Genomic DNA, 25,034 nt, shown 5'->3' on the forward strand with positions numbered 1-25,034 from the left:
ACTAGCGAGACTTCCCTCACCGCCGTACGATAAGTCAACATCGCCTCACTACCGTTCATCGTGTTTCCTTTATCTTCTGCGGTTCAGTCCAGTCCGTACGTCGGTAAACGGACGCTTCCGCTTTTCTTGTCTAGCTTCAGGTGTCAACGGCTCGAAGTCGCTTCGGACCATCAAACGTGTCCAAAAGTCAGGACACTAATTGCTGGTCCTCCAGCGCTTGTCGCCGATAAGCAGACACCTTCCGCTTTTCTTAATGTCTAGCTACAGCGTCCACCGACTAGCGAGACTTCCCTCACCGCCGTACGATAAGTCAACATCGCCTCACTACCGTTCATCGTGTTTCCTTTATCTTCTGCGGTTCAGTCCAGTCCGTACGTCGGTAAACGGACGCTTCCGCTTTTCTATACTATATGTCCATAATTGTATTTGGGTTAATAAAGAGTGCAACAAGGATTGCAACAATGAAACAGTAAATCGCAAAGTAGAATAACTTACTTTTCTTTAAGAATTCAATGAGCCATACGATTCCTAACCATGAAAAGACGAAAGTAGAAATAAAAGAAACAAATAGAGCTGGTGTACCGATCGAGCTAAACATTCCTGATCCGAGTTCATCTAGTGCTAGTACTGACGACCCTAGAATAATTGGGATAGAGAGTAAAAAAGAATAGCGGACAGCAGTGTCTCGACTTAAACCAGCTAAAAGGGCTACAATCAAAGTGGCACCAGACCTCGAAATGCCAGGTAATACAGCAAGCGTTTGTCCTAAGCCAACGATGATCGAATCTTTAAACGTCATGTCTTTTTCTGTGCGCGAACCGTATTTATGGAATCGTTCAATAAATATAAGTGACAGTCCTGTTACTGTTAAAGCCGCTGCTATAAAATAAGGGGTTTTCATAGTGTCTCCAACAACATCTTTTAAAAGGAGACCGAGTCCACCAGTAATTACGGTAGCTATAATAATATATATTCCAAAGAAAAAATGGACTTTATTTTCTTTAGAGCGGTTGCCTAAAAATTTTAAAAAGCCTGTAACGACATCAAAAATATCTTTTCTAAAATAAATCATTACAGCTAAAATTGAAGCTAAGTGTAAGTAAATTTCAAAGGCTAGGCCTGGAAATGTATATCCAAAAACCATTTGTGTGATAACGATATGAGCTGAACTTGATACGGGTAGAAATTCAGTGATTCCTTGGACGAGACCGAAAATAAATGCTTCGATGATAGACATATAAAGCCCCTTTCTTCATTACAAAAAATAAACTAAGCCGAAATTTATTCTAGCAAATAATAAGAGATTAATAAAGAAACAATTTTATTTCGTTTAACTAGCGTTAAGAGTGTAAAAAGATTGTCAATCTCTTTTTACGTAATTTAATGTAAACCGTGTTATGATAAATATTGGTTATACAGAGTTCGGATAGGAATGAGGTAATCGGATTGAAGAATAGACGTTTAATAAGTATTTTAACTTTAGTGATCGCTACTGCGTTAATCGTTTTTATTATAGCTAGCGAACGAGAAAAGCCTTTAGGCGTTGAAAAAGGGGCGAAAGCAATAGACTTTACCTTACCTGTCTGGGGCGAAGAAGGCGTAGAGGCTTCACTGTCTGATTATGAAGGCAAAGTGGTTGTGTTAAACTTTTGGGCAACTTGGTGTCCTCCTTGTAAGAAGGAAATGCCAGATTTTATGCAATTTCAAGAGGATTATGGGAACCTTGGTATCGAGATAGTAACTGTGAATATGTACTATTATGAACGAAAAGCGACGGTTGAAGAAGATATACAAAGCTTTATGGAAGAAGTAAATGTTACCTTACCAACGTTATTAGACATTGAAGGTGAAGTCAACAATACGTATAAACCAACTGGATTTCCGATGACTTTTATTATCGATAGAGACCGAGTCATTCAACAAGTTGTACGTGGTGAAGTGAACTATGAAATGCTCGAACATTTAGTGCTTCCAATAGCTGAAGGAGACTGATTATATCAGTCTCCTTTATTAGTGCCTGTCACCATACATAATTTGTTAATAATTGGATATGATAGTAGGGGTGAGTATTAAATTCGAAGATGTCTAGCGCAAGCGCCTAGCGACTAGCGAGACTTCCCTCACCGCCGTACGATAAGTCAACATCGACTCACTAACGTCCACCCGAGTTTCCTTTATCTTCTGCGGCCGAGTCCAGTCCGTACGTCGCTAAACGGGCGCATGCGCTTTTCTTATAGAATAAGAAAGTAAAAATTTCGAGGATGTCTAGCTGCAGGTGTCATCGGCTCGAGGTCGCTTCGGTCCATCAAACGTGTCTAAAAGTCAAGACACTAATTGCTGGCCCTCCAGCGCTTGTCGCTGATAAGCAGACACCTTCCGCTTTTCTTGTAGGAGTGTTGTTATGTATGTGGATGAAGTAGTAATTGTAAAAAAAGTTCTATTTGAAGATGAAAGCATACAGTTATTGGAAACGATAGGTGGGGCGGGGAAAGCGATATTATATCGAACATTTTTTCAGAAAGTACAACAGGGGGATGAGGTTGTCGTCAATGTGACGGCGACTACACTTCAGCTAGGAACAGGAGGCTGGGATATTGTCAAAGCAGTACCAAATGCTTTACCTTATAAAAAAACAGCTGGAAATGGTCATATCATGAAAGCAAGGTACATGCCTAACCAACATAGTGTTCTGACAGTTGAAGCACAAGAAAGCAAGGACCATTCACTTTTTCAAACATCGTTTTGTTTAGATGGACAGTCAATTTTATTAGCAGAATTACATAGTATGCTTCCACTCGTATATGTTTTTATGAGAAAGTATGCTCCAGAAATGAAGTTAACGGTCATTATTAGTGACGAAGCAGCATTACCACTTATGCTAAGTGAGCATATTAGGGTGTTGAAAAAGGAGAAACACTTCCATTCTATAACTGTAGGACAGGCATTTGGTGGAGAATTTGAAGCGGTAAATATCGTTACAGCGCTACAATATGCAGTCCAGAAGTTGAAAAGTGACCTGATCTTAATTAGTCTAGGTCCTGGTGTCGTTGGAACAGGAACTGTTTATGGATTTAGTGGTATGGAATTGGCTAACTGGGCAAATATTGTTGGTGGCTTAGGCGGAAAGCCTATTTGGATTCCGAGAGTTTCATTTGCTGACGATAGAGAAAGACATAAAGGAATAAGTCATCATACCCTAACCCCTTTAACGAAATTTACGTTTTCAAAAAGTCTTGTTCCTCTACCTACCTTAACAAATGAACAACAACTCTTACTTGAACAACAAGTAAATAATTTAAATAAGCAACATTCAGTCATTTGGGTTGAACAAAAGAGGTTCAAATCATTATTAGAGAACGCTCTCGTTAGTTATCCGAAGCAAATTAAAACGATGGGAAGAACTTATGAAGATGACCCTGTATTTTTTTATACTGTAGCAGCAGCTGTATATTCGGCCTTTACTATAAATGATACTAACATTTCTTAATACTTTTATGCCACTGCTCAATGGTCTCATATTTCTTCATATACTGTTTAAGGATCGTTTTAACTTGCCAGCCTTTTCCCACAATTGTCACACCTTTATTGGTAACATAAACTTTCATTAGAACACCTCCTGTAAAAGGTAAGATTTTCTAGTAGAATTGACTATGATAGACTGTATGAGAGGTTAAAACCATTTAGAACTGGGAGGAGATTAAATGTCGAAGCAATTCTTTGAAAAAACACTCAAATCAGAAACGTTGTATAAAGGACGAATTATTGACCTTGTACTTGAAGATGTGGAATTACCGAATGGAAAAACGAGCAGTCGTGAAATAGTAAAGCATCCCGGAGCAGTGGCGGTTATTCCTGTTACAGTAGAGGGAAAATTAGTACTCATTCGTCAATATAGGAAAGCACTAGAACGGTCGATCGTAGAAATTCCAGCTGGGAAGCTAGAAGTAGGAGAAGCGCCTGAAGTTTGTGCAATGAGAGAATTAGAAGAAGAAACGGGTTACAAAACCAACCAATTGGAAAAAGTCATTTCTTTTTATACATCTCCTGGATTTGCAGATGAGTTTGTACATATTTTTTATACGGAACAGCTTGAGGCAGGAGTTGTTAATACAGATGAAGATGAGTTCGTTGAGAAATTAGAAGTGACAGTGGAAGAAGCTGAAAGAATGATTGAAACCAACGAGATTTTCGATGCAAAAACGGCTTATGCTGTCCAATGGCTGAAGTTAAAAAAACAAAAATAGGTGAATCCCATTGCAAGAGTATTTTGTAGATTTACATATTCATATTGGAAGAACAAAAACTGGTAAGCCAGTAAAAATCACTGCATCTAAATCATTAACATTACCAAATATTATTGATTACAGTAAGCAAATTAAAGGGCTAGATGTAATTGGTGTAATAGATTGTCACTCACCGGAAGTGATCGAAGAAATTCAAGCGTATATCGATGCTTCTAAGGCGGAAGAAATCGATGGGGGAGGCATTCTGTTTAGTAATGGGCTGACGCTTATCTTAGGAGCAGAATTAGAAATTTACCATGAAAATTGTAACGGGCCATTTCATGTATTAACGTATTTTCCAAATATTAATTCAATAAAAATTTTTAGTAGCTGGCTTTCAGAACGAGTAACTAATCTAACATTAAGTACGCAAAGAGTGTATGAAAAAAGTGAAATTATTCAATTGAAAGTAAAGGAACTCAATGGGTTGTTCATTCCAGCTCATGCGTTTACACCTCATAAAGGGGTTTACGGAAAAGGTGTAAAAACGAGTTTAACTGAAGTTTTTCAACTGACGGATATTGATGCGATTGAACTGGGCTTAAGCTCAGATACAAATCTAGTAAAAGAAATTTCTGAGTTAGCTAAAATATCATTCTTATCGAACTCAGATGCCCATTCCCTTGAAAAAATCGGTCGAGAGTATCAAAAGATAAAGATAAAGCGAGCCACTTTTTCTGAACTTGCTCTTGCATTACATAATAAAGAAGGCAGACACATTGTAAAAAACTATGGGTTAGATCCAAGGTTAGGAAAGTATTATCGCACAACTTGTGAGAGGTGTTTCACTCATGTTCGAGAAAGTAAAGCATGTCCAAACTGCTCGAGTACAAAGTTGACAAAAGGTGTATTTGAAAGACTACAGGAATTAGCAAATTCCCAAAAAAAGCACATAAATAAGAGGCCACCTTATGTTCATCAAATTCCATTAGAATTTATACCAAAGCTAGGGCCTAAAACGTTGATGAAATTAAGAAATCACTTTGGAAACGACATGAACATCATTCATTTCACAAACTATAATCAATTGAAAAAAGTCGTTCATGAAGAAATCGCAGATGCCATAGTACAAAGCCGTAAAGGGAAGTTATCTATCGTAGCAGGCGGTGCTGGCAAGTATGGTAAAATCGAATAAATTAATAGATTACAGTCATAGCCCCCTAGTAAACATCATAGATTGAACTAACAGGTGTTTAGGAGGGGCAGTTATGAGAGGGAATCGTAATCGCTTTGGACAAGTTGTTGCCGGTCATATAGATGAAAATCGTTCGATTTATATTTTTACAATCATATTGTTTTTAATGGGAATTATATTTGGTGCAATTATTGTAAATAGCCTTAGTCTAACTCAGAAACACGACTTATATATGTACTTAACTCAGTTTTTCGGACAAGTGGAAGAAGGCCAAATTGCTCAATCTTCAGCCATGTTTACACAAAGTTTTGCTCATTATGCCAAATATGTAGGTTTAATGTGGATCCTTGGATTATCGATTATCGGGCTTCCAGTCATCCTCATATTACTGTTTTTAAAAGGCATAGTCGTAGGGTTTACGGTTGGATTTTTAGTTAATCAAATGGGGATGTCAGGCTTTTTTCTTTCTTTTGTTTCGATCATGCCGCAAAACTTTGTACTCGTTCCAGCATTTATTATTGTAGGAACAGGTGCAATATCTTTTTCGTTAATTATGATCCGAAATCAATTTATAAAAAGAAGCAACCAGCCCATCTTTCCTCTTTTTATGAGATACTCGATGTTAATCCTTTGTGTAAGTGCTGTCCTTGCAGTGGCTTCAGCTTTTGAAGCATATGTATCTCCATTTTTAATGAAAGTTGTTATTAGCAATTTAATGTGACTATCAAATAATAATAATTATTGTTAGTTGTTGATAATGATTATCCTTTGACACCTTCAATTGGAAACATTATAATATATTAATATTAGTGTGTTTTCAGGGAGGAGGTAAACGAATGGAGAAACGAGTAGAACGGATAAAGAAACAACTTCATTCACAAAGTTATAAGCTTACACCACAACGAGAAGCGACGGTGAGAGTTCTTCTTGAACATGAAGAAGATCATTTAAGTGCTGAAGATGTTTACCTTCTAGTAAAAGAAAAGTCACCAGAGATTGGTCTAGCGACTGTTTACAGAACGTTAGAGTTATTGACTGAACTAAAAGTAGTAGACAAAATTAACTTTGGGGACGGAGTTTCACGATACGATTTAAGAAAAGAAGGAGCAGACCATTTTCATCACCACTTAGTTTGTATTGAATGTGGTTCAGTGGATGAAATACAAGAAGACCTTCTTGGAGATGTAGAGAAAATAGTAGAACGAGATTGGAACTTTCAAATAAAAGATCACAGACTAACCTTCCATGGTATATGTCATAGATGTCATGATCAAAAAACAACAGAAAAGAATGAATAACCCTTTTACTTCATAATAAAAGGGTTATTTTATCTTTTATCTATTAATAAAATGATCACCGGCTTATAAAATAAGCTAAGTTTAATCCACTCAATAAAAAATATTAATAAATAATTATTCTTAGTAGTTGTAAAAAAAACTTGTAACAATAAGGTATAAACACATTTTATCGTGGCATACCTTGTAATAAGAGATTTGCTTTTTACGGGCTGTAAAATGCAGTTGCTAGGAGGAGGTTGAGTGGATGAATACATGGATAGAAGGTATTTGGAATACATTTAAAGTATTTATTTTATTTATGGGATGCACACTTTTGTTTTATTATGGTATTCTATGGGTAAGCGCAGAATATGAAAGTTATCATAGATATGATGAGCCTAAAGGAAGAGCCGTAAAAGTCATTCAAATGGAACAACTAAGTGAACAGCCGAGTTGGTTTGATAGGTTATTATTTTTCTACCATTTTGGTGAATAGGATTACATTTTGGGTTAGGGGAAATGGCCATGCTAGAGTATATTGAAGATTTTATCCATTATAGTATGGTAGAACGTGGACTCTCAAGTAATACGATCGAGTCTTATCGCAGAGATTTACGTCAATATATGAAATATATGAAAGAAGTAGAGCAATTGAAAACAATTGATGCGTTCGATCGTAATGCAATATTAAACTATTTATATTTTTTGAAAGATAAAGGAAGAGCAGATACGACCATTGCCAGAACTATTGCTTCCATACGTTCTTTCCACCAATTTTGTTTGCGAGAGAAAATTGCCGAAGGAGACCCTTCCGTTCATATTGAAATCCCTAAAGCAACTAAACGCTTACCAAAAGTTCTGTCTACACAAGAAGTTGAGTCTTTGCTTGAAGCACCTAGTGGAAATTCAGAATTAGATCTTCGGAATCGAGCGATGTTAGAAGTGCTTTATGCAACAGGCATTCGTGTATCAGAGCTATGTCAGCTTGAATTGCAAGATGTACATCTTACAATGGGATTTGTTCGCTGCATTGGAAAAGGAAATAAGGAAAGAATTATTCCACTTGGCCGAAAAGCAAGTGAAGCATTTGAAAAGTACTTAACAGAATCTAGATCCAAGTTATTGAAAAAAGATAACCATCAAAAAGTGTTTGTAAATCATCATGGCAAACCGTTATCAAGGCAAGGGTTTTGGAAAATCCTTAAAGGCCTAGCACAAAAAGCAAATATAAAAAAAGTGTTAACTCCCCATACGTTAAGGCATTCTTTTGCTACACATTTACTAGAAAATGGGGCGGATTTACGTGCAGTACAAGAGATGTTAGGACATGCTGATATTTCTACAACACAAATTTATACGCATGTAACGAAAGCAAGATTAAAAGATGTATACGCTCAGTACCATCCAAGGGCGTAATTTCTTTTTTTGTATTAGTCGTCTGACATCAGACAACTATGTGTGTGCAAAATGTAAACAAGGTGTGTAAAACAAAGAGTTTTGTAAAAAAATAGCAATACAATCATTGGTTTTTTCATTTGGTTATAACTGTCTTTAGTTCATACTATTTCCTGGAACGTTAGGGTATAGTAAAAGAAGAATAGAATAACAATCTAATTGATTCAATTAACACTAAGTGGGAAAAATAAAATCCCAACTAAGTGAAGTTTCACTGTCATGGAGGTCATATTATGTCAACATATCGATTTAAGAGGATATTTATTATCGTTATGGATTCAGTTGGTATCGGTGAAGCACCTGATGCTGCAAAATTCAACGATGAAGGCTCAGATACTTTAGGACATATTGCAGAACATATGAATGGATTACATGTGCCAAATATGGAAAAGTTAGGTTTGGGTAATATTAGGGAAATAAAAGGTGTTGCCAAAGCAAATAAGCCAATGGCTCATTATGGAAAGATGCAAGAAGCATCAAATGGCAAGGATACAATGACAGGGCATTGGGAAATAATGGGTTTGAATATTCAGGAGCCTTTTCTTACATTCCCAGACGGATTTCCGAAAGATTTAATAGAAAAAATCGAAGACTTAACTGGACGTAAAGTAATAGGAAATAAAGTAGCAAGCGGAACTGAAATCATAAAAGAGTTAGGGCAAGAACATGTTGATACTGGTGGACTTATTGTCTATACGTCAGCAGATTCAGTGCTGCAAATCGCGGCACATGAAGAGGTTGTTCCAATTGAAGAGTTATACGACATTTGTAAAAAAGTACGTGAACTTACGATGGATTCTAAATATATGGTTGGCAGAATTATCGCAAGACCATTTATCGGTGAAGGAGGAAATTGGCAGCGTACAGCAAATCGTCATGATTATGCGTTAAAGCCATTTGGGCGAACAGTAATGAATGAATTGGTGGATGCTCAATTTGATTCGGTAGCGATTGGAAAGATAAGTGATATTTTTGATGGTGAAGGAATTACAAAGTCTATCCGGACAACGTCAAATGATGACGGGATGGATAAATTATTAGAAAGTATGAAGATGGATTTTACAGGAATTAGTTTCTTGAATCTAGTTGACTTTGATGCTAACTTTGGCCATAGACGAGATCCAAAAGGATATGGAAGAGCAATAGAAGCTTTTGATTATCAATTAGCAGGAGTTTTAGAAAAATTGGCGAAAGACGATTTATTAATTATTACAGCAGATCACGGAAATGACCCACTACATCATGGAACAGATCATACAAGAGAGTATGTCCCGCTTCTCGTCTATTACAAGGACATTGAAGACGGGAAAAATTTATCGATTCGAACAACATTCGCTGATGTAGGGGCGACTGTTGCAGACAATTTTTCTATAAAAATGCCAGCGCATGGTACTAGTTTTTTTAAAGAAATTTAAGGAAGAGGGGTTATGGTGATGAACAAGCAATTCATGACAGAAGCTGCAAATTATATTCGTGAAAAATATAATGCAACGCCGCAAATTGGTTTGATTTTAGGTTCAGGTTTAGGAGTTTTAGCAGATGAAATCGAAAATCCGGTTAAGATTCCATACAATCAAATTCCAAATTTCCCAGTATCTACGGTTGAAGGTCATGCAGGTCAGCTCGTGTTAGGTACGTTACAAGGTAAAAATGTTGTTGCGATGCAAGGAAGATTCCATTTCTATGAAGGATATGCATTAGAAAAAGTAACATTTCCTGTTCGAGTGATGAAAGAGCTTGGAGTACAAACTGTGCTTGTGACAAACGCCGCTGGTGGGGTAAATGAAAGCTTCAAAGCAGGCGATTTAATGATCATTAGTGACCATATAAATAATATGAACCAAAATCCTTTAATCGGGAAAAATGACCCAGAGTTTGGTGTGCGTTTTCCAGATATGTCTAATGCATACTCTCCCAAATTACGTAGTTTAGCTAAAAGTGTAGCAGAAAAGCTAAATATCAAGATTCAAGAAGGAGTTTATGTTGGAAATACAGGACCTTGCTATGAAACACCAGCTGAAATACGTATGATACGTAAATTAGGTGGAGATGCGGTTGGCATGTCGACTGTACCTGAAGTAATTGTCGCACGACATGCAGGAATGGAAGTACTAGGAATTTCTTGTATTTCAAATATGGCAGCAGGAATTTTAGACCAGCCTTTAACTCATGACGAGGTGATGGAAACAACGGAACAAGTGAGAGCGCACTTTCTATCTTTAGTAAAGAATATTGTGAAAGATATTTAAGGAAGGGGATTTACATATGGAAAACATGTTAGTAAAGATTAATGAATCAGCAGCTTTTATTGAGGGAAAAATTTCTGGTAATCCTAAGATCGGTTTAATTCTCGGATCGGGTCTCGGAGAATTGGCGGAAGAAATTCAAAATCCAGTGCAAATTCCTTACGACGAAATTCCGAATTTCCCTGTTTCTACAGTAGAAGGTCATGCGGGTCAATTAGTGGTTGGACAATTGAATGGTAAGCAAGTCATTGCGATGCAAGGTCGTTTTCATTACTATGAAGGTTACTCGATGCAAGAAGTTACATTTCCTGTACGTGTCATGAAAAAATTAGGTGTTGAGTTAATTGTTGTAACGAACGCTTGCGGTGGAATGAATAAAGACTTTGCACCGGGCGATTTAATGATTATTACTGATCATTTAAATATGACAGGCGATAATCCACTGATCGGACCAAACTATAATGAATTAGGACCACGTTTTCCAGATATGAGTAGCGCCTATACATCAGAACTAGTTCGCTTTGTTGAACAAGTCGGAAATCAGCTTGATATTAAATTGCAAAAGGGTGTATATGCAGGGGTAACTGGTCCTACTTACATGACAGGGGCCGAATTGATTATGTTACGAAATTTAGGTGGAGATGTAATTGGAATGTCAACGGTTCCAGAAGTAATCGTTGCTAGCCATGCGCAAATAAAAGTAATCGGTATTTCGTGTATTACCGATATGGCGATCGGTGAGGAGTTAGAAGGAATTACTCATGAACAGGTCGTTGAGGTAGCAAATCGTACGAAGCCTAGATTTATTAAGCTTGTAAAGCAAATTGTAGCTGATGTTGAACTGGAGGTGTAACCCTCGATGAGAATGGTAGATTTGATCGAAAAGAAACGTGACGGTGCCGAATTAACAAAAGAAGAAATTGAATTTATTATTCAGGGATATACAAAGGACGAAATTCCTGAATATCAAATTTCAGCCCTTGCGATGGCAATCTTTTTTCAAGATATGTCACCACAGGAACGCGCTTTTTTAACGATGGCGATGGTTGAGTCTGGAGACCAAATTGATTTGTCTTCGATAGAGGGGATTAAAGTAGACAAACATTCTACAGGTGGAGTAGGTGATAAAACAACGATTGCGTTAGCCCCACTAGTAGCTGCTGTTGGTGTTCCTGTTGCTAAAATGTCTGGACGTGGCTTAGGACATACAGGTGGGACGATCGATAAGCTCGAATCAATTCCTGGATTTCATGTTGAAATAGATACAAACCAATTTAGTGAATTAGTTAATAAAAATAAAGTAGCTGTCATCGGTCAAACAGCGAATTTAACGCCGGCAGATAAAAAACTTTATGGACTCCGAGATGTAACAGCAACAGTTAACTCGATCCCGCTAATCGCTAGCTCGATTATGAGTAAGAAAATTGCATCAGGTGCTGATGCGATTGTACTAGATGTGAAAACCGGATCGGGTGCATTTATGAAAGAATTGGAAAAATCTAAAGAATTAGCGGAAGCTATGGTTGAAATCGGAAATAAACTTGGTAGACAAACGATGGCAATTATTTCGGATATGAATCAACCACTAGGATATGCAGTTGGAAATGCGTTAGAGGTAAAAGAAGCAATACAAATGTTAAAAGGGGACGGTCCAGACGATCTATTAGACCTATGCTTAACACTAGGTAGTTATATGGTCTACTTAGCAAAACAAGCGTCATCTATTGAAGAGGCAAGAGAAAAACTGCAAGAAGCAATTTCAAACGGCTCCGCAATTGAAAAATTAAAAACATTTATTTCTGCTCAAGGTGGCGATCCATCTGTCGTCGATACTCTCGATCGATTACCGAATGCATCGTATACTATTCCTGTTAAAGCTGATGAAAGTGGATACATTTCAAAAATTGTTGCTGACAAAATTGGCTTAGCAGCAATGACGTTAGGAGCAGGAAGAGCAACAAAAGAATCTGAAATTGATTTATCTGTCGGGATTATTCTTCATAAAAAAATTGGTGATTCTGTAAAAGAGAACGAAGCTATTGCTACGGTTTACAGTAATAGTGAAAACGTCGAACATGTAGTTCAATTGATTACTGACTCCTATTCGATTGTTCAAGAAAAAGTCGAACCGCCAACACTAATATATAAAACAATTAAATAATTATAGTTTTCATAAGGCTAACAATTGTTAGTCTTTTTTTTGTTACATGCTTTATTACTCCCTGCCTCTTTATATTTTATATGTATAAACCTTTATAAATTGGAAAAAATTATTAGAAAAGCAATTGTCTTTTCTATCTTGAAACTTAATAACAAAATTGGAGGTCATGAGGACAATGAGGGCTATCATTTCATCAGTGTTATCGTTCGTACTCTTAATGAGTATGTTTGCTACAAATGGTTTAGCTGCAGAAAAGGGGGTAAAATTAGCTCCGGATTCTTCTTCTGCGATATTAATTGAACGAGATACCGGGACCGTTTTATTTGAAAAAAATAGTGACAAAGAATTACCGCCGGCAAGTATGACCAAAATTATGACAATGCTTTTAATTATGGAGGCACTTGATAAGGGTAAGATTAAATATGATGATAAAGTCCGTACGAGTGAAAGAGCGGCTTCAATGGGTGGTTCGCAAATCTTTTTAGAGCCTGGTGAAGAAATGACGGTTACGGAAATGTTAAAGGCAATTGCAGTAGCATCAGGGAATGATGCGTCCGTAGCAATGGCAGAGCATATTGCGGGATCGGAAGAAGAATTTGTGCGTATGATGAATGAACGAGCAAAAGAGCTTGGACTTCAAAATACTAATTTTAATAATTCCAATGGATTACCTTCACCAGATCATTACACAACAGCTAAAGATTTAGCGTTAATGTCAAAGGAATTATTAAAGTATAAGGACATTACAAATTTTACAGGTATTTATGAGGATTATCTGAGGCAAAACACAGAAAAGAAGTTTTGGCTCGTGAATACGAACAAGTTAGTAAAGTTTTACCCTGGTGTAGACGGATTGAAAACAGGATATACAAATGAAGCAAAATATTGTTTAACCGCTACAGCAGAGAAAAAAGGCATGCGTGTAATTGCAGTTATTATGGGGGCACCGTCTCCTAAAGAACGTAATCGGCAAATAACTGAAATGCTAGACTATGCATTTAGTCAATATATGACACATAAGTTATACGACCGAAACCATGAATTAGCACAAGTCAAAGTTAGTAAAGGTGCACTAAATAAAGTAGGTGCAGTGACAGCTGAGCCAATTTCATTATTAACGAAAAAAGGTGAAACCGTTGAAGATATGACGGAAAAGGTCACTATAATTGATGATTTAAAAGCACCTATTAAAAAGGGTGAGAAAGTAGGAACGCTTATCATTGAAAATCAAGGACAAATTGTTTCTGAAACAGACCTTGTAGCTGCAGAAGATGTTCCTAATGCTTCATGGTGGAAGCTATTCAAAAGAACATTAGGAAAGTTTGGGCAAGTTCAATAGCTTTCTTATGTAATAATATAAATTTCGAAGGTGTCTAGTTCTAGCACTTGTAGTGGCTGACCAAGGCTCTTGCGCTTTTCTTATGACTGTTGAACCTTTGTGAAACTTTGTTGCGTTTTGACGAAACGTAACAAAACTTTTGCTATTTAACACTAAATTACACTAGTTTTGTCACTGAGCAGGAGTAATAACTTGTTGTATAGAAACTCTCTCTAAGCAGAACATTCGGGACATAACAATATATGTTCCTACTACCATTGAGGGAGTGAGACCTGTGAGTTTAATCGTTGATTTAGAACAAAGAGGCAGTGTTTTATTAGTTCGACTTGAAGGGGAACTTGATCATCACACCGCTGAGCAATTGAGAACACAAGTAGAAGAGCAGTTTGAGAATCAAGCATTGAAGCATATTGTCTTAAATCTTGAACAACTCTCATTTATGGATAGTTCCGGTCTAGGTGTTATATTAGGACGTTATAAGCAAGTGAAGAACTTGGGTGGCGAAATGGTTGTTTGTGCAATTTCACCAGCAGTAAAACGACTGTTCGAAATGTCTGGCCTGTTTAAAATTGTGAGGCTTGAAGAAAACGAACAATTTGCTTTGCAAACGTTGGGGGTGGCTTAATCGTGAAGAATTCTATGGAGATAAAGTTCTCTGCTTTAAGTCAAAATGAGGCGTTTGCCCGTGTAACTGTTGGTGCATTTGTAGCACAGCTGGACCCAACAATGGAAGAAATTACAGAAATAAAAACAGTCGTTTCCGAAGCGGTTACCAATGCGATTATTCATGGCTACCATAACCAGCCCGAAGGAATTGTTTACATTTCTGTAACTCTTGAACAAGATACGGTTGAACTCATTATTCGTGATGAAGGTGTAGGCATCGATAATATCGATGAAGCTAAACAGCCGTTATATACGACTAAACCCGAATTAGAACGGTCTGGAATGGGCTTTACGATAATGGAAAACTTCATGGATGAACTTCAAGTCATCTCTGAACCGATGATGGGTACAACCGTACACTTAAAGAAATTTCTATCAAAAAGCAAAGCCATGTGCAATTAAGGAGTCCTGCCTATGGATGTGGAGGTTAAGCATGGAAATAACGATGCCTACTTAAAAGATGATGAAATTAAAAAGTTGATTGAACGAAGCCAAGCAGGGGATGTAGAAGCTAGGGATTTGATAGTGAATCGAAATACACGCCTCGTTTGGTCAGTTGTACAACGTTTTTTAAACCGTGGATATGAAGCGGATGATTTATTTCAAATTGGTTGTATCGGGCTAATCAAATCGGTCGATAAATTTGATCTTTCATATGATGTGAAGTTTTCGACTTATGCGGTACCGATGATCATTGGCGAAATTCAGCGATTTTTACGAGATGATGGAACGGTTAAAGTGAGTCGTTCTATTAAAGAATTGGGAAACAAAATTCGTAAAGTGAAAGACGAGCTTTCGAAGACATTAGGTAGAGTTCCGACTGTAAATGAAATTGCTGAGAAATTAGAAATTTCTCCAGAGGAAGTTGTATTTGCAGGGGAAGCAAGTCGTTCGTTAACGTCTATTCATGAGACTGTGTATGAAAATGATGGAGACCCTATAACTTTATTAGACCAAATTGCCGATCAAACGGAAAATAAATGGTTTGATAAAATTGCATTAACTGAGGCAATCCGGCATTTAGATGAAAGAGAACGATTGATTGTGTATTTAAGGTATTACAAGGATCAAACTCAATCTGAGGTTGCCGATCGTTTAGGGATATCTCAAGTGCAAGTTTCAAGGCTAGAAAAGAAAATACTTGAACAAATTAGAGACCAAATGGACGATTAGTCCTTTGGTCTTTTTTGAAGAATAAGAAAGTTTAAATTTCGAGGATGTCTAGCTGCAGCGCCCAGCGACTAGTGAGACTTCCCTCACCGCCGTACGATAAGTCAACATCAATTCACTAACGAACACCCGAGTTTCCTTTATCTCCTGCGGTTCAGTCCAGTCCATACGTCGCTAAACGGGCGCTTCCGCTTTTCTTGTCTAGCTACAGGTGTCATCGGTTCGAGGTCGCTTCGGTCCATCAAACGTGTCTAAAAGTCAAGACACTAATTGCTGGTCCTCCAGCGCTTGTCGCCGATAAGCAGACACCTTCCGCTTTTCTATACATAATTTAGTATTTAATGCAAAACCTAACCATACTAGGGCAATTTATAAAAAGTTGGCTCTTTTGGATTTTATTTACCTATAAGTATTTTTTCTATGGAGGGAGAGGGATGAGTGAGCTTTTAATCTATATCAGAATGAGGCATAAGGTAGAGGTTAAAGTGAATCAGCATGTCAGGATTGGTGATTTAGCACAAGTCATCGCTGAACCTTCTCTTAGAAAAAAAGTCATTAATCTTCCGATACACAAAGTGGAGACGAGTGATAAAAATTTTGTCTTAATTGATGTAATGAAGGTGATCTTAGCGATTAGTAAGGCTATTCCGAATAGTGATGTTCAGTCGATTGGTACTGCGCATACGATCCTTGAAGTAAAAATGAGTACTAAAAAGGTTGAGCCTGTTTACTTTGTATTTATTTGGTTGCTTTTGTTTATTGGGGCTGGGATGGCGGTTATGAATTTCCATGAGGATGTTAGTATGAGAGAGGTTCATCAACGTATGTTTACGACTGTAACCGGTAATGAAACTGTTAAACCGCTCTTACTGCAAATACCTTATTCGATCGGTTTAGGTTTAGGGATGATTATTTTTTTCAATCATGTCTTTCGTAAACGACTCAATGAAGAGCCAAGTCCTTTAGAAGTAGAAATGTTTAAGTATCAACAAGATTTAGATCAATACATTACGCACCATGAAAATACTGAAAGTGAAACGAAACTGAATGACAATTGAGGCAGTATTAACCATTTTAATTGGTCTAGCTGGAGGACTTGCGGTTGGAAGTGGGTTTGTCGCTTTTTTAACTGTTCTCGGTATTGTTCCGAGGCTAACCCAATTATCAAAAACTGGAAAATATATTCACATATATGAGTGGGCAGTTGTTTTAGGTGCTTTAGCAGGCTCAATAATTAGCTTGAATGATATCGCATTATATTTAAGTGCCTATTTTCTAATTCCAATAGGGTTAGCAGAAGGAATATTCATTGGTTTATTAGCTGCTGCATTAACCGAAGTTTTAAATGTGTTACCAATTTTAGCTAAACGATTAGGAATTGCTGAAAAAATAATTGTTCTATTAATGGCTATTGTTTTAGGTAAGGTATGTGGTTCTCTTTTTCATTGGATTTATTTTGTAGATCTGTAGAAGGAAGGTTATGGAGAGATGGACGATAATAAGAAGCTACAAAAAGAATTTCAGAGAAAAATAAAACCCTTCCAACCTAAAGTCCAATATATGAAAAATGGGTTCAAAGCTTTTGTAGTAGGTGGGATCATTTGTACATTAGGACAAGGAATTTCCAACGTTTATTTACGAATCTTTGATTTAACAGAATCTACTGCTGTAAGTCCAACAATTGCCACACTCATTCTCATAGCAGCACTATTAACAGGTTTTGGCTGGTTCGATCGACTTGGTCAGTTTGCCGGAGCCGGTGCAATCGTTCCTGTGACGGGGTTTGCCAATGCGATTACTAGCGCAGCCTTAGAACATCGGAGTGAAGGGCTCGTCCTCGGTATAGGTGCGAATATGTTTCGAATTGCAGGGGCAGTTATAGCATTTGGAGTTGTTTCTGCTTACTTAGTTGGGTTAACGAGGCTATTAGTCCAAACGTTAATTACTTAGTAAAGATAATCAAAAAGACTGTGAAAGGAACTATTACCGAATAGAGGATGTTCAGTTTGTCCTCCTTTTTAATCGTAATGAATGGGAGGAATGGTGATGAATATGAATGAGAAACAAACATGGCATTTCACGGAGGACATTTATGTGGAAGCAACGGGTACTGCTGTTGGACCTTATGAAAGCAAAGGACCGCTGAGTGAGAGTTTTGATAAGTGCTATGACAATTTGTATTGTGGCGAGAAAAACTGGGAGTTAGCAGAACGTAGGTTAATGACAGATGCAATTACCCTTTGTTTACAAAAAGTGAATAAAAAAGAAACAGAAATTAATTTATTGTTAGCTGGAGATTTACTTAATCAAAACGTTACTTCTAACTATGTTGCTAGACAGCTGAAGATCCCATATTTAGGAATGTTCTCAGCTTGTGCCACTTCAATGGAAACAGTAGCAGTAGGTTCATCTTTAATAAATGGTGGATTTGCTAGAAGTATTATCGTTGCAACAAGTAGCCATAACGCAACGGCCGAACGGCAATTTCGATATCCTACTGAATTTGGAGGGCAAAAGCCTGATACTTCTACATTTACAGTTACCGGAGCTGGTGCATTACTTCTTAGTAAAAAGCCTTCTTCGATCAAAATTACACACGCTACAGTCGGAAGAGTTGTTGATATGGGGATTAAAAATCCTTTCAATATGGGTACAGCGATGGTACCTGCTGCAGTAGATACGATCATTACACATTTAGAGGACACAGGTAGGTCGGAGAACGATTATGACTTAATCGTAACAGGTGACCTCTCTACAATTGGGAGCAAAGTTTTAAGTGAATTACTTCGAGAACAAGGCATCATATTAAAAAATAATTATCAAGATTGCGGTGTCATGATTTTTAGTCGTGACCAACCTGTGTTTGCAGGAGGTAGTGGATGTGCTTGTCCTGCTGTAGTTACATATGGTCACTTATTAGGGGAGATGCAATTAGGAAAAATCAAGCGAATGCTAGTTGTTGCGACAGGAGCATTAATGAGTCCAACAATGATGCAACAAAAAGAGTCGATCCCGTGTATTGCTCACGGTGTTGTTTTTGAGTCTGAGGTGATGAAGGAGTGATGGAATACTTTATTGCATTCACAGTAGGGGGAGTCATTTGTTTCATTGGGCAACTCCTCCTTGATGTTTTTAAGATGACACCATCGCATATGATGAGTACATTAGTTGTTGCTGGTGCACTATTAGATGGGTTTCACTTATACGACAGACTCATTGATTTTGCAGGTGCTGGTGCAACTGTTCCGATTACAAGTTTCGGGCATTCTTTAGTCCATGGTGCTATGACAGAAGCTGAACGTTATGGATTTTTAGGGGTAGGAATGGGGATTTTTGAAGTCACTTCTGTTGGTATTTCCACGGCAATACTATTTGGTTTTATTGTTGCCGTTATATTTAAACCTAAGGGGTAATTGTATGAAACCACGAAAACAAGTAATTTTAGTTACGGATGGAGATGACTCAGCTAAAAAAGCTATACAATATGTTGCAAAAGAGATTGGTGGTCGCTGTATTTCAAGCTCTGCAGGGAATCCGTCGACGTTATCCGGCGAGGAAATTGTTAAACTAATTGAGAAAACCCCCTATGATCCCATTCTTGTAATGTTCGATGATTGTGGCTTTAAGATGGAAGGCCCAGGAGAACATGCGATGAAATATGTAGTTAACCATCCTCATATTGATGTAATTGGGGCTATTGCAGTGGCATCTCATACTCGCTTTGCTGAGTGGACAAAAGTAGATGTTTCAATCGATCGATTTGGAAACTTAACAGAATTTGGTGTCGATAAAAATGGATTACAAGATATTGAAGTTGGGAGAATAGATGGCGATACAGTCTATATTTTAGATGAATTAAATATTCCAATTATTGTAGGTGTTGGAGATATTGGGAAAATGGGTGGTTTTGATACTGTTGAAAAAGGGGCACCGATTACGAAGAAGGCTGTCGAAACGATTTTAGAACGGAGGGGATGGAAGCATGAGCAAAAGGTTAGTGAATCCAGAGAAACAACCGATAACTAATAACATCTTCGATAATGAGGCTTCTATCAAAAGTCGTGTTGGTATCGGTACGAGCTTTGATGTAGGGGTTAGAAAATTCAATATACTAGGTAAGCAAGTGCACATTTATTTTGTAACTGGTTTGAATGATACCCAGTACATGATTGAAATATTTAGAGAATTAAGCTTGCTTGATGCAAGGAATGAAAAAACGCTAAATGTGAAGCAAACCATTGAAAATCATTTAATGCATCAACAAGTCGAGACGGTAAAAACAATAGACGATGCTATCACTCAAATGCTTTCAGGCCTAATCGCTATTCTAATTGAAGGAGAAGACGAGGCATTTATAGTTGATGTACGAAGCTATCCTGGGAGGGGTCCAGAAGAGCCAGATACAGAGCGGGTGGTCCGAGGCTCGCGGGATGGTTATACTGAGAACATCATTCAAAATACAGCGCTTACCCGTAGACGAATTCGTGATGAACGATTAAGGCATGAAATTATGCAAATTGGGGTCCGTTCAAAAACAGATGTGTGTATATCCTATATTGAAGGTATCGCTGATCCTGATCTTATAAAAATAATAAAAAAAGAGTTAGAAGCAATAGAAATAGACGGACTAACTATGGCAGATAAAGTGGTTGAAGAATATATTGTTAAACAAGGGGCGAATCCATTCCCTTTAGTCCGCTATACAGAACGACCTGATGTTGCAGCAACACATTTGTTTGAAGGTCATGTTGTCATAATGGTTGATACATCACCAAGTGTAATTATTACACCTACTACTTTTTTTCACCATGTTCAACATGCTGAAGAATATCGACAAGCTCCTGCTGTAGGTACTTTCTTAAGATGGGTTCGATTTTTAGGAATGCTCTTTTCTATATTTATTCTTCCATTTTGGTTACTGATGGTTATACAGCCGAGTTTACTACCTGAAATGTTAGAATATATTGGACCAAATGAAACGAAAAACGTCCCAATTTTTGCACAAATTATTTTTGCGGAGATCGGAATAGAATTATTAAGGATGGCAGCCATTCATACACCATCACCGCTCGCAACTGCATTAGGTTTAGTTGCAGCATTATTAATAGGAGATATTGCAATTACAGTTGGTTTATTCGTTCCTGAGGTTATCCTATATGTTGCCATAGGTGCAGTAGGAACATTTGCAACACCAAGTTATGAATTAGGTGTTGCGATTAAAATGGCTCGACTGGTCTTACTAGTAATTGTAGCAGTATTTAAATTACCTGGTTTCGTTATTGGAACAGCCATCTTTATATTAATATTAGCAAGCATTAAATGTTTAAATAAACCGTATTTATGGCCATTATTACCTTTCAACCCATCTGCCTTTTGGCAAATACTTGTTCGTGTTTCAGTGCCATCTGTTAAACGTCGTCCTAGTATCGTTAATCCAGAAGATCCAATTAAACAATCTTAAAAGATATAAAGGAAGCATATTGCCACCTAGCAAGGATTATGTTAAAGTGAACCTAATAATTATATAAGTCCCTCATTTCTTTATGAAGCACTGTAACTGCAGTGGAGTACTATTCTATTAAATGAGGTTACTCTTGCTATGGCGTGGTCATAACAGCTAGTGTAACTACATTAGCTGTTTTTTTTATAAGTAGTTGTTAGTTGATGTGAAGATAGGAGAGAGAAACAATGCACTTACATGGTACAAGTAGAATTAACCACTTAGGTCATTTAGAAATAGGTGGTATCGATACAGTTGAACTCGCGAATAAATACGGTACTCCTCTTTTTGTTTATGATGTTGCATTAATTCGTGAAAAAGCAAAAGCATTTAAAGATGCATTTCGTGAATTAGGTGTAAAAAGTCAAGTTGCTTATGCAAGTAAGGCATTTAGTTGTGTTGCAATGGTTCAACTCGCAAACGAATTAGATTTAAGTTTAGATGTCGTATCTGGTGGGGAACTATATACAGCTATGGTTGCTGGTTTTCCAATGGAGCGAGTTCATTTTCATGGGAATAATAAAAGCCCAGAAGAAATAGATATGGCCGTTCGCGCTAATATAGGCTGCTTCGTTGTCGATAATTTTTATGAATTAGAATTATTAAAACAAGCGGCGACAGCTCATCAACGAAAAGTGTCTATATTACTTAGAACAACACCAGGTGTAGAGGCTCATACTCACGATTATATTACGACTGGTCAAGAAGATTCAAAATTTGGTTTTGATTTATTGAGTGGTCAAGTCAATCGCGCGATTGAGTGGGCAATGGGTTGTGAGCACCTTGAGCTTCTAGGCATCCATTGTCATATTGGATCACAAATATTTGAAACGACTGGTTTTGTTATGGCTGTTGAAAAGCTTTATAGCTATATTGACAGTTGGTCTAAGACGTTAAACTTCGATTTGAAGGTATTAAACCTTGGTGGAGGGTTTGGAATCCGTTACATTGAAGGTGATGAACCGTTACCAGTTGAAGAATACGTAAAGGCTACGATTGAAGCTGTCCAACATCATGTGAAGAAGTTAAACCTAGCGATGCCTGAAATTTGGATTGAGCCTGGTCGGTCGCTCGTTGGAGATGCTGGAACAACGTTATATACACTTGGATCACAAAAAGAAATTCCGAATGTTCGTCATTACCTATCAGTGGATGGTGGCATGACAGATAATCTTCGTCCGGCTTTATATCAAGCACAATATGAAGGAATTCTAGCTAATCGCGCAACTGATAAAGCAGAAATGAAATATTCAATTGCAGGAAAATGTTGTGAAAGTGGAGATATGCTAATTTGGGATTTACCTCTACCGCAAGCGCAACCTAAAGATATATTAGCTGTTTTCTGTACGGGGGCATATGGATACTCAATGGCCAATAATTATAATCGAATTCCTCGTCCTGCTGTTGTATTTGTAGAAGAGGGCGATGCGCAACTAGTCATTCAAAGAGAAACGTATGAAGATTTAGTTCGCTATGATTTGCCGTTAAATACTAAAGAAAAAGTATAAGCATTTATAGAAGCTGAAGGGTGTAAGGTAGGACCTTCAGCTTCTTTGGTATTATTGAGCTACGACTGCTTCGGTTGTTACTTTAATGGCTTGCTTCATAATGGCGATCATTTGATTTAGTTCCTCAAAAGAGCTAGCAAGAGGAGGCATAAATACAACTACATCCCCTAATGGACGAGAAAGCATTCCGAGTTCACGCATTTTTAACGTTGCTTTATAACCCATTCGATCTCCCCATGGAAATGGCTCCTTTGTTTCTTTATTTTTAACGAGTTCTATACCAATCATTAATCCTAGTTGACGAATATCACCAACGTGTTCGAGTGCGTTGAGCGTTTGTAATTGTTCTGCGACATATTTCGATTTCATTTGTACATTAAGGATAATTTCTTCCTTCTCAAAAAGTTCGAGATTGGCTAGAGCAGCAGCGCATCCTAGTTGGTTACCTGTATAAGAGTGGCCATGGAAAAACGTTTTTAGTTCTGTGTAATCACCATAAAAAGCTTCATATAGTTTTTCGTTTGTCATAGTTGCAGCTATAGGAAGATATCCGCCAGTAATTCCTTTGGCGATTGTCATTAAATCAGGTTGAATATTTTCATGTTCTACCGAAAACATTTTCCCGGTTCTTCCAAAGCCAGTTGCAACTTCATCAACAATTAGTAAGATGTTATATTGTTTACAAAGCTCTTCAACACCCTTTAAATAACCATTAGGCATCACGTTCATGCCCCCAGCTCCTTGAATCATTCCTTCAATAATAAATGCAGCAATTTCTTCATGTTTTTCAGAAAATAATTTCTCGATTTCACGTAACCCTTCTGCTTTGATCGTTTCTGGGTCTGAACTCTCATTACGGTATACATTTGGAAATGGCACTTTATAACTGTCAAACATTAATGGGTGATAGACAGTATGGAATATGTCTACTGCCCCGACACTAATTGCACCGACCGTGTCACCGTGGTAGCCGTTTTTTGTCGTAACGAACTTTTGTTTTTGGGTTTTTCCTATGTTTCTCCAGTATTGAAACGCGAGCTTTAAAGCGATTTCAACTGCTTCTGCACCGCTATCGGAATAAAATACACGTGTGAGGTTTGCAGGAGTAATTGAAACTAGTCTCTCAGCTAGCTCAGTTGCAGGAATATTTGTTGCACCAAGCAGTGTAGAATGAGAAATTTTTTTGAGCTGTTTAGTAATTGCTTCATCTATTTCACGTTTACGATGACCATGAACATTGAGCCAAAGGGAAGAGTAGCCATCGAGGTATCTTTTTCCATTAACATCGGTTAAATAAACGCCCTCTCCTTCAGTAATAATCAAAGGGTCTTCTTCGTAATCTTTCATTTGTGTAAATGGTAACCATAAGTGTTGTTTGCTTTTTTCAATCCAATTATTTGATTCCTTCATAAACTTGTTCCTTCCACCTTTCGATAATAAAATTAATGTTTAATTGTTGGGTGAATTCCAATATGAGCTCATTGTCATTAAGTAGTTGATCTATGTTTTCTAAATAAGGCAGTTGACCTATAACTGGTACGTTAGTCATTTTCTCAATCATGTTTACATTTTCCAGTTGTGCAAGCTTTTCACTATATCGGAATCCGTTCATAATAATACCGGTAATTGAAAGTCCAAGATGTCGTAAATAATGAACAGTTAAAGTTGTGTGATTGATCGTTCCTAAGCCAGCTCTTGCAACGATGATGACTGGGAGTTGAAGCTCTTGCATTAAATGAGACACACAATACGATTCATCGATTAGGGGGACAGCCACTCCTCCAGCACCTTCGACGAGAATACAATTGTACAAATGGGTAAGTTTATTGTAATCCTCATCAATTCGTTTTTTTTTGATTATAACCTGATCCCATTTTGCTGCAAGGTGTGGAGATACAGGAGCCTCAAATAAATAGGTGACGCTGTCGGGGAAATGGCATTGGTTAATTTTTTCGTATATGTCAACATCAGGGGCAATCAATTGACTATTCTTCAAAATGGAACCGCTCTGAACAGGTTTATATGGGATCGTTTTAATCCTGTTTTCGTTTAAGGCAACAGATAAAAGAGCGGTAACAATTGTTTTTCCGACATCCGTATCTGTTCCTGTAATAAAAAAACCAGCCATAATTACACCTCTTTTTAGTAAACATATTTTAATAGAAAGGTTAACATTAAAAACGTTGAAATTCAACAATAAAAGTAATATATGAATATAAACCTATCGAATCTTTAATTTTGATTTATATTGTAAACTATATATATATGTTCTTGTTCACATTGTTGATGGTAAG

The 25,034-nt window shown here is 37.4% G+C and carries 28 protein-coding genes; 24 read left to right on the forward strand and 4 right to left on the reverse strand.

The genetic code is table 11. The annotated features are described in order from the left end of the window. Nucleotides 1-406: 406 nt before the first annotated feature. Nucleotides 407-1,237, reverse strand: a complete 831-nt coding sequence (gene uppP, locus J0N78_RS07745; protein WP_209122473.1) for an undecaprenyl-diphosphatase UppP — start codon at nucleotides 1,235-1,237, stop codon at nucleotides 407-409. 209 nt (nucleotides 1,238-1,446) lie between these two features. On the opposite strand from uppP, the gene J0N78_RS07750 reads away from it, so the two are divergent. Together J0N78_RS07750 and J0N78_RS07755 are read left to right on the forward strand one after the other, a co-directional pair. Further along, entirely contained in the window at nucleotides 1,447-1,992 is a 546-nt protein-coding gene (locus J0N78_RS07750) for a TlpA disulfide reductase family protein (RefSeq protein WP_209122474.1), read from the forward strand. Nucleotides 1,993-2,401: 409 nt separating this feature from the next. Continuing rightward, a complete protein-coding gene (locus J0N78_RS07755; RefSeq protein ID WP_209122475.1) occupies nucleotides 2,402-3,487 on the forward strand; it encodes a DUF3866 family protein in 1,086 nt (361 codons plus the stop codon). On the opposite strand, the gene mciZ is transcribed toward J0N78_RS07755, so the two are convergent. Further along, on the reverse strand, nucleotides 3,474-3,605 hold the full coding sequence (gene mciZ / locus J0N78_RS07760) for a Z-ring formation inhibitor MciZ (RefSeq protein WP_209122476.1): 132 nt from the start codon (nucleotides 3,603-3,605) through the stop codon (nucleotides 3,474-3,476). The two genes, J0N78_RS07755 and mciZ, sit on opposite strands and share 14 nt — an antisense overlap. Nucleotides 3,606-3,701: 96 nt before the next feature. Between mciZ and J0N78_RS07765 the strand changes: the two genes are divergently transcribed. From J0N78_RS07765 to lysA, 22 genes are all read left to right on the forward strand, one after another. Beyond that, the gene (locus J0N78_RS07765; RefSeq protein WP_209122477.1) at nucleotides 3,702-4,244 is read left to right on the forward strand and encodes an NUDIX domain-containing protein; all 543 of its coding nucleotides are present in this window, start codon (nucleotides 3,702-3,704) and stop codon (nucleotides 4,242-4,244) included. Nucleotides 4,245-4,254: 10 nt separating this feature from the next. Continuing rightward, nucleotides 4,255-5,418 (forward strand): endonuclease Q family protein, encoded by a 1,164-nt coding sequence (locus tag J0N78_RS07770; protein WP_209122478.1) that lies wholly within the window; start codon nucleotides 4,255-4,257, stop codon nucleotides 5,416-5,418. Between the two features lie 73 nt (nucleotides 5,419-5,491). Beyond that, entirely contained in the window at nucleotides 5,492-6,139 is a 648-nt protein-coding gene (gene spoIIM / locus J0N78_RS07775) for a stage II sporulation protein M (protein ID WP_209122479.1), read from the forward strand. 115 nt (nucleotides 6,140-6,254) lie between these two features. After that, nucleotides 6,255-6,716, forward strand: coding sequence for a ferric iron uptake transcriptional regulator (fur, locus tag J0N78_RS07780; protein WP_209122480.1), 462 nt, complete (start codon nucleotides 6,255-6,257; stop codon nucleotides 6,714-6,716). 244 nt (nucleotides 6,717-6,960) lie between these two features. After that, complete coding sequence (locus J0N78_RS07785; protein ID WP_209122481.1) at nucleotides 6,961-7,191, forward strand: YqzK family protein; 231 nt, start codon at nucleotides 6,961-6,963, stop codon at nucleotides 7,189-7,191. A 29-nt stretch (nucleotides 7,192-7,220) separates the two neighbouring features. Continuing rightward, on the forward strand, nucleotides 7,221-8,111 hold the full coding sequence (gene xerD, locus J0N78_RS07790; RefSeq protein WP_209122482.1) for a site-specific tyrosine recombinase XerD: 891 nt from the start codon (nucleotides 7,221-7,223) through the stop codon (nucleotides 8,109-8,111). A 272-nt stretch (nucleotides 8,112-8,383) separates the two neighbouring features. Next, nucleotides 8,384-9,565: a phosphopentomutase gene (gene deoB / locus J0N78_RS07795; RefSeq protein ID WP_209122483.1), complete on the forward strand. Its 1,182-nt coding sequence runs from the start codon at nucleotides 8,384-8,386 to the stop codon at nucleotides 9,563-9,565. A gap of 18 nt (nucleotides 9,566-9,583) precedes the next feature. Further along, nucleotides 9,584-10,399 (forward strand): purine-nucleoside phosphorylase, encoded by an 816-nt coding sequence (locus tag J0N78_RS07800; RefSeq protein WP_209122484.1) that lies wholly within the window; start codon nucleotides 9,584-9,586, stop codon nucleotides 10,397-10,399. A gap of 16 nt (nucleotides 10,400-10,415) precedes the next feature. Then, nucleotides 10,416-11,249 (forward strand): purine-nucleoside phosphorylase, encoded by an 834-nt coding sequence (locus J0N78_RS07805; RefSeq protein ID WP_209122485.1) that lies wholly within the window; start codon nucleotides 10,416-10,418, stop codon nucleotides 11,247-11,249. A gap of 6 nt (nucleotides 11,250-11,255) precedes the next feature. Next, on the forward strand, nucleotides 11,256-12,557 hold the full coding sequence (locus J0N78_RS07810) for a pyrimidine-nucleoside phosphorylase (protein ID WP_209122486.1): 1,302 nt from the start codon (nucleotides 11,256-11,258) through the stop codon (nucleotides 12,555-12,557). A gap of 175 nt (nucleotides 12,558-12,732) precedes the next feature. Further along, nucleotides 12,733-13,896 (forward strand): D-alanyl-D-alanine carboxypeptidase family protein, encoded by a 1,164-nt coding sequence (locus J0N78_RS07815; RefSeq protein WP_209122487.1) that lies wholly within the window; start codon nucleotides 12,733-12,735, stop codon nucleotides 13,894-13,896. Nucleotides 13,897-14,170: 274 nt separating this feature from the next. Then, on the forward strand, nucleotides 14,171-14,521 hold the full coding sequence (gene spoIIAA, locus J0N78_RS07820) for an anti-sigma F factor antagonist (RefSeq protein ID WP_209122488.1): 351 nt from the start codon (nucleotides 14,171-14,173) through the stop codon (nucleotides 14,519-14,521). 2 nt (nucleotides 14,522-14,523) lie between these two features. Then, on the forward strand, nucleotides 14,524-14,964 hold the full coding sequence (gene spoIIAB, locus J0N78_RS07825; protein ID WP_209122489.1) for an anti-sigma F factor: 441 nt from the start codon (nucleotides 14,524-14,526) through the stop codon (nucleotides 14,962-14,964). Nucleotides 14,965-14,976: 12 nt separating this feature from the next. Beyond that, on the forward strand, nucleotides 14,977-15,735 hold the full coding sequence (gene sigF / locus J0N78_RS07830; protein ID WP_209122490.1) for an RNA polymerase sporulation sigma factor SigF: 759 nt from the start codon (nucleotides 14,977-14,979) through the stop codon (nucleotides 15,733-15,735). 431 nt (nucleotides 15,736-16,166) lie between these two features. Further along, complete coding sequence (locus tag J0N78_RS07835) at nucleotides 16,167-16,790, forward strand: stage V sporulation protein AA (protein ID WP_209122491.1); 624 nt, start codon at nucleotides 16,167-16,169, stop codon at nucleotides 16,788-16,790. Further along, nucleotides 16,780-17,202, forward strand: coding sequence for a stage V sporulation protein AB (locus J0N78_RS07840; protein ID WP_209122492.1), 423 nt, complete (start codon nucleotides 16,780-16,782; stop codon nucleotides 17,200-17,202). The genes J0N78_RS07835 and J0N78_RS07840 overlap by 11 nt, the downstream gene beginning before the upstream one ends. Before the next feature lie 18 nt (nucleotides 17,203-17,220). Beyond that, entirely contained in the window at nucleotides 17,221-17,682 is a 462-nt protein-coding gene (gene spoVAC, locus J0N78_RS07845) for a stage V sporulation protein AC (RefSeq protein ID WP_209122493.1), read from the forward strand. A 102-nt stretch (nucleotides 17,683-17,784) separates the two neighbouring features. Beyond that, on the forward strand, nucleotides 17,785-18,795 hold the full coding sequence (gene spoVAD / locus J0N78_RS07850) for a stage V sporulation protein AD (RefSeq protein ID WP_209122749.1): 1,011 nt from the start codon (nucleotides 17,785-17,787) through the stop codon (nucleotides 18,793-18,795). Next, on the forward strand, nucleotides 18,795-19,145 hold the full coding sequence (spoVAE, locus tag J0N78_RS07855; RefSeq protein WP_209122750.1) for a stage V sporulation protein AE: 351 nt from the start codon (nucleotides 18,795-18,797) through the stop codon (nucleotides 19,143-19,145). The genes spoVAD and spoVAE overlap by 1 nt, the downstream gene beginning before the upstream one ends. Nucleotides 19,146-19,149: 4 nt before the next feature. Next, a complete protein-coding gene (spoVAEA, locus tag J0N78_RS07860; protein ID WP_209122494.1) occupies nucleotides 19,150-19,758 on the forward strand; it encodes a stage V sporulation protein SpoVABEA in 609 nt (202 codons plus the stop codon). Then, complete coding sequence (locus tag J0N78_RS07865) at nucleotides 19,715-21,193, forward strand: spore germination protein (protein ID WP_209122495.1); 1,479 nt, start codon at nucleotides 19,715-19,717, stop codon at nucleotides 21,191-21,193. The genes spoVAEA and J0N78_RS07865 overlap by 44 nt, the downstream gene beginning before the upstream one ends. 227 nt (nucleotides 21,194-21,420) lie before the next feature. After that, the gene (lysA, locus tag J0N78_RS07870; RefSeq protein WP_209122496.1) at nucleotides 21,421-22,740 is read left to right on the forward strand and encodes a diaminopimelate decarboxylase; all 1,320 of its coding nucleotides are present in this window, start codon (nucleotides 21,421-21,423) and stop codon (nucleotides 22,738-22,740) included. A 51-nt stretch (nucleotides 22,741-22,791) separates the two neighbouring features. Here lysA and bioA read toward each other — a convergent pair whose 3' ends face one another. Together bioA and bioD are read right to left on the reverse strand one after the other, a co-directional pair. Beyond that, nucleotides 22,792-24,150 carry an adenosylmethionine--8-amino-7-oxononanoate transaminase gene (gene bioA / locus J0N78_RS07875; protein WP_209122497.1) on the reverse strand — a complete coding sequence of 453 codons (1,359 nt, stop codon included), beginning with the start codon at nucleotides 24,148-24,150 and terminating at the stop codon, nucleotides 22,792-22,794. Then, nucleotides 24,134-24,868 (reverse strand): dethiobiotin synthase, encoded by a 735-nt coding sequence (bioD, locus tag J0N78_RS07880; RefSeq protein ID WP_209122498.1) that lies wholly within the window; start codon nucleotides 24,866-24,868, stop codon nucleotides 24,134-24,136. Before bioD ends, bioA begins: the two co-directional genes overlap by 17 nt. Between the last annotated feature and the right edge of the window lie 166 nt (nucleotides 24,869-25,034).

Source organism: Alkalihalobacillus sp. BA299 (genome assembly GCF_017745675.1).
Classification (GTDB): Bacteria; Bacillota; Bacilli; order Bacillales; family Bacillaceae_F; genus Alkalihalobacterium.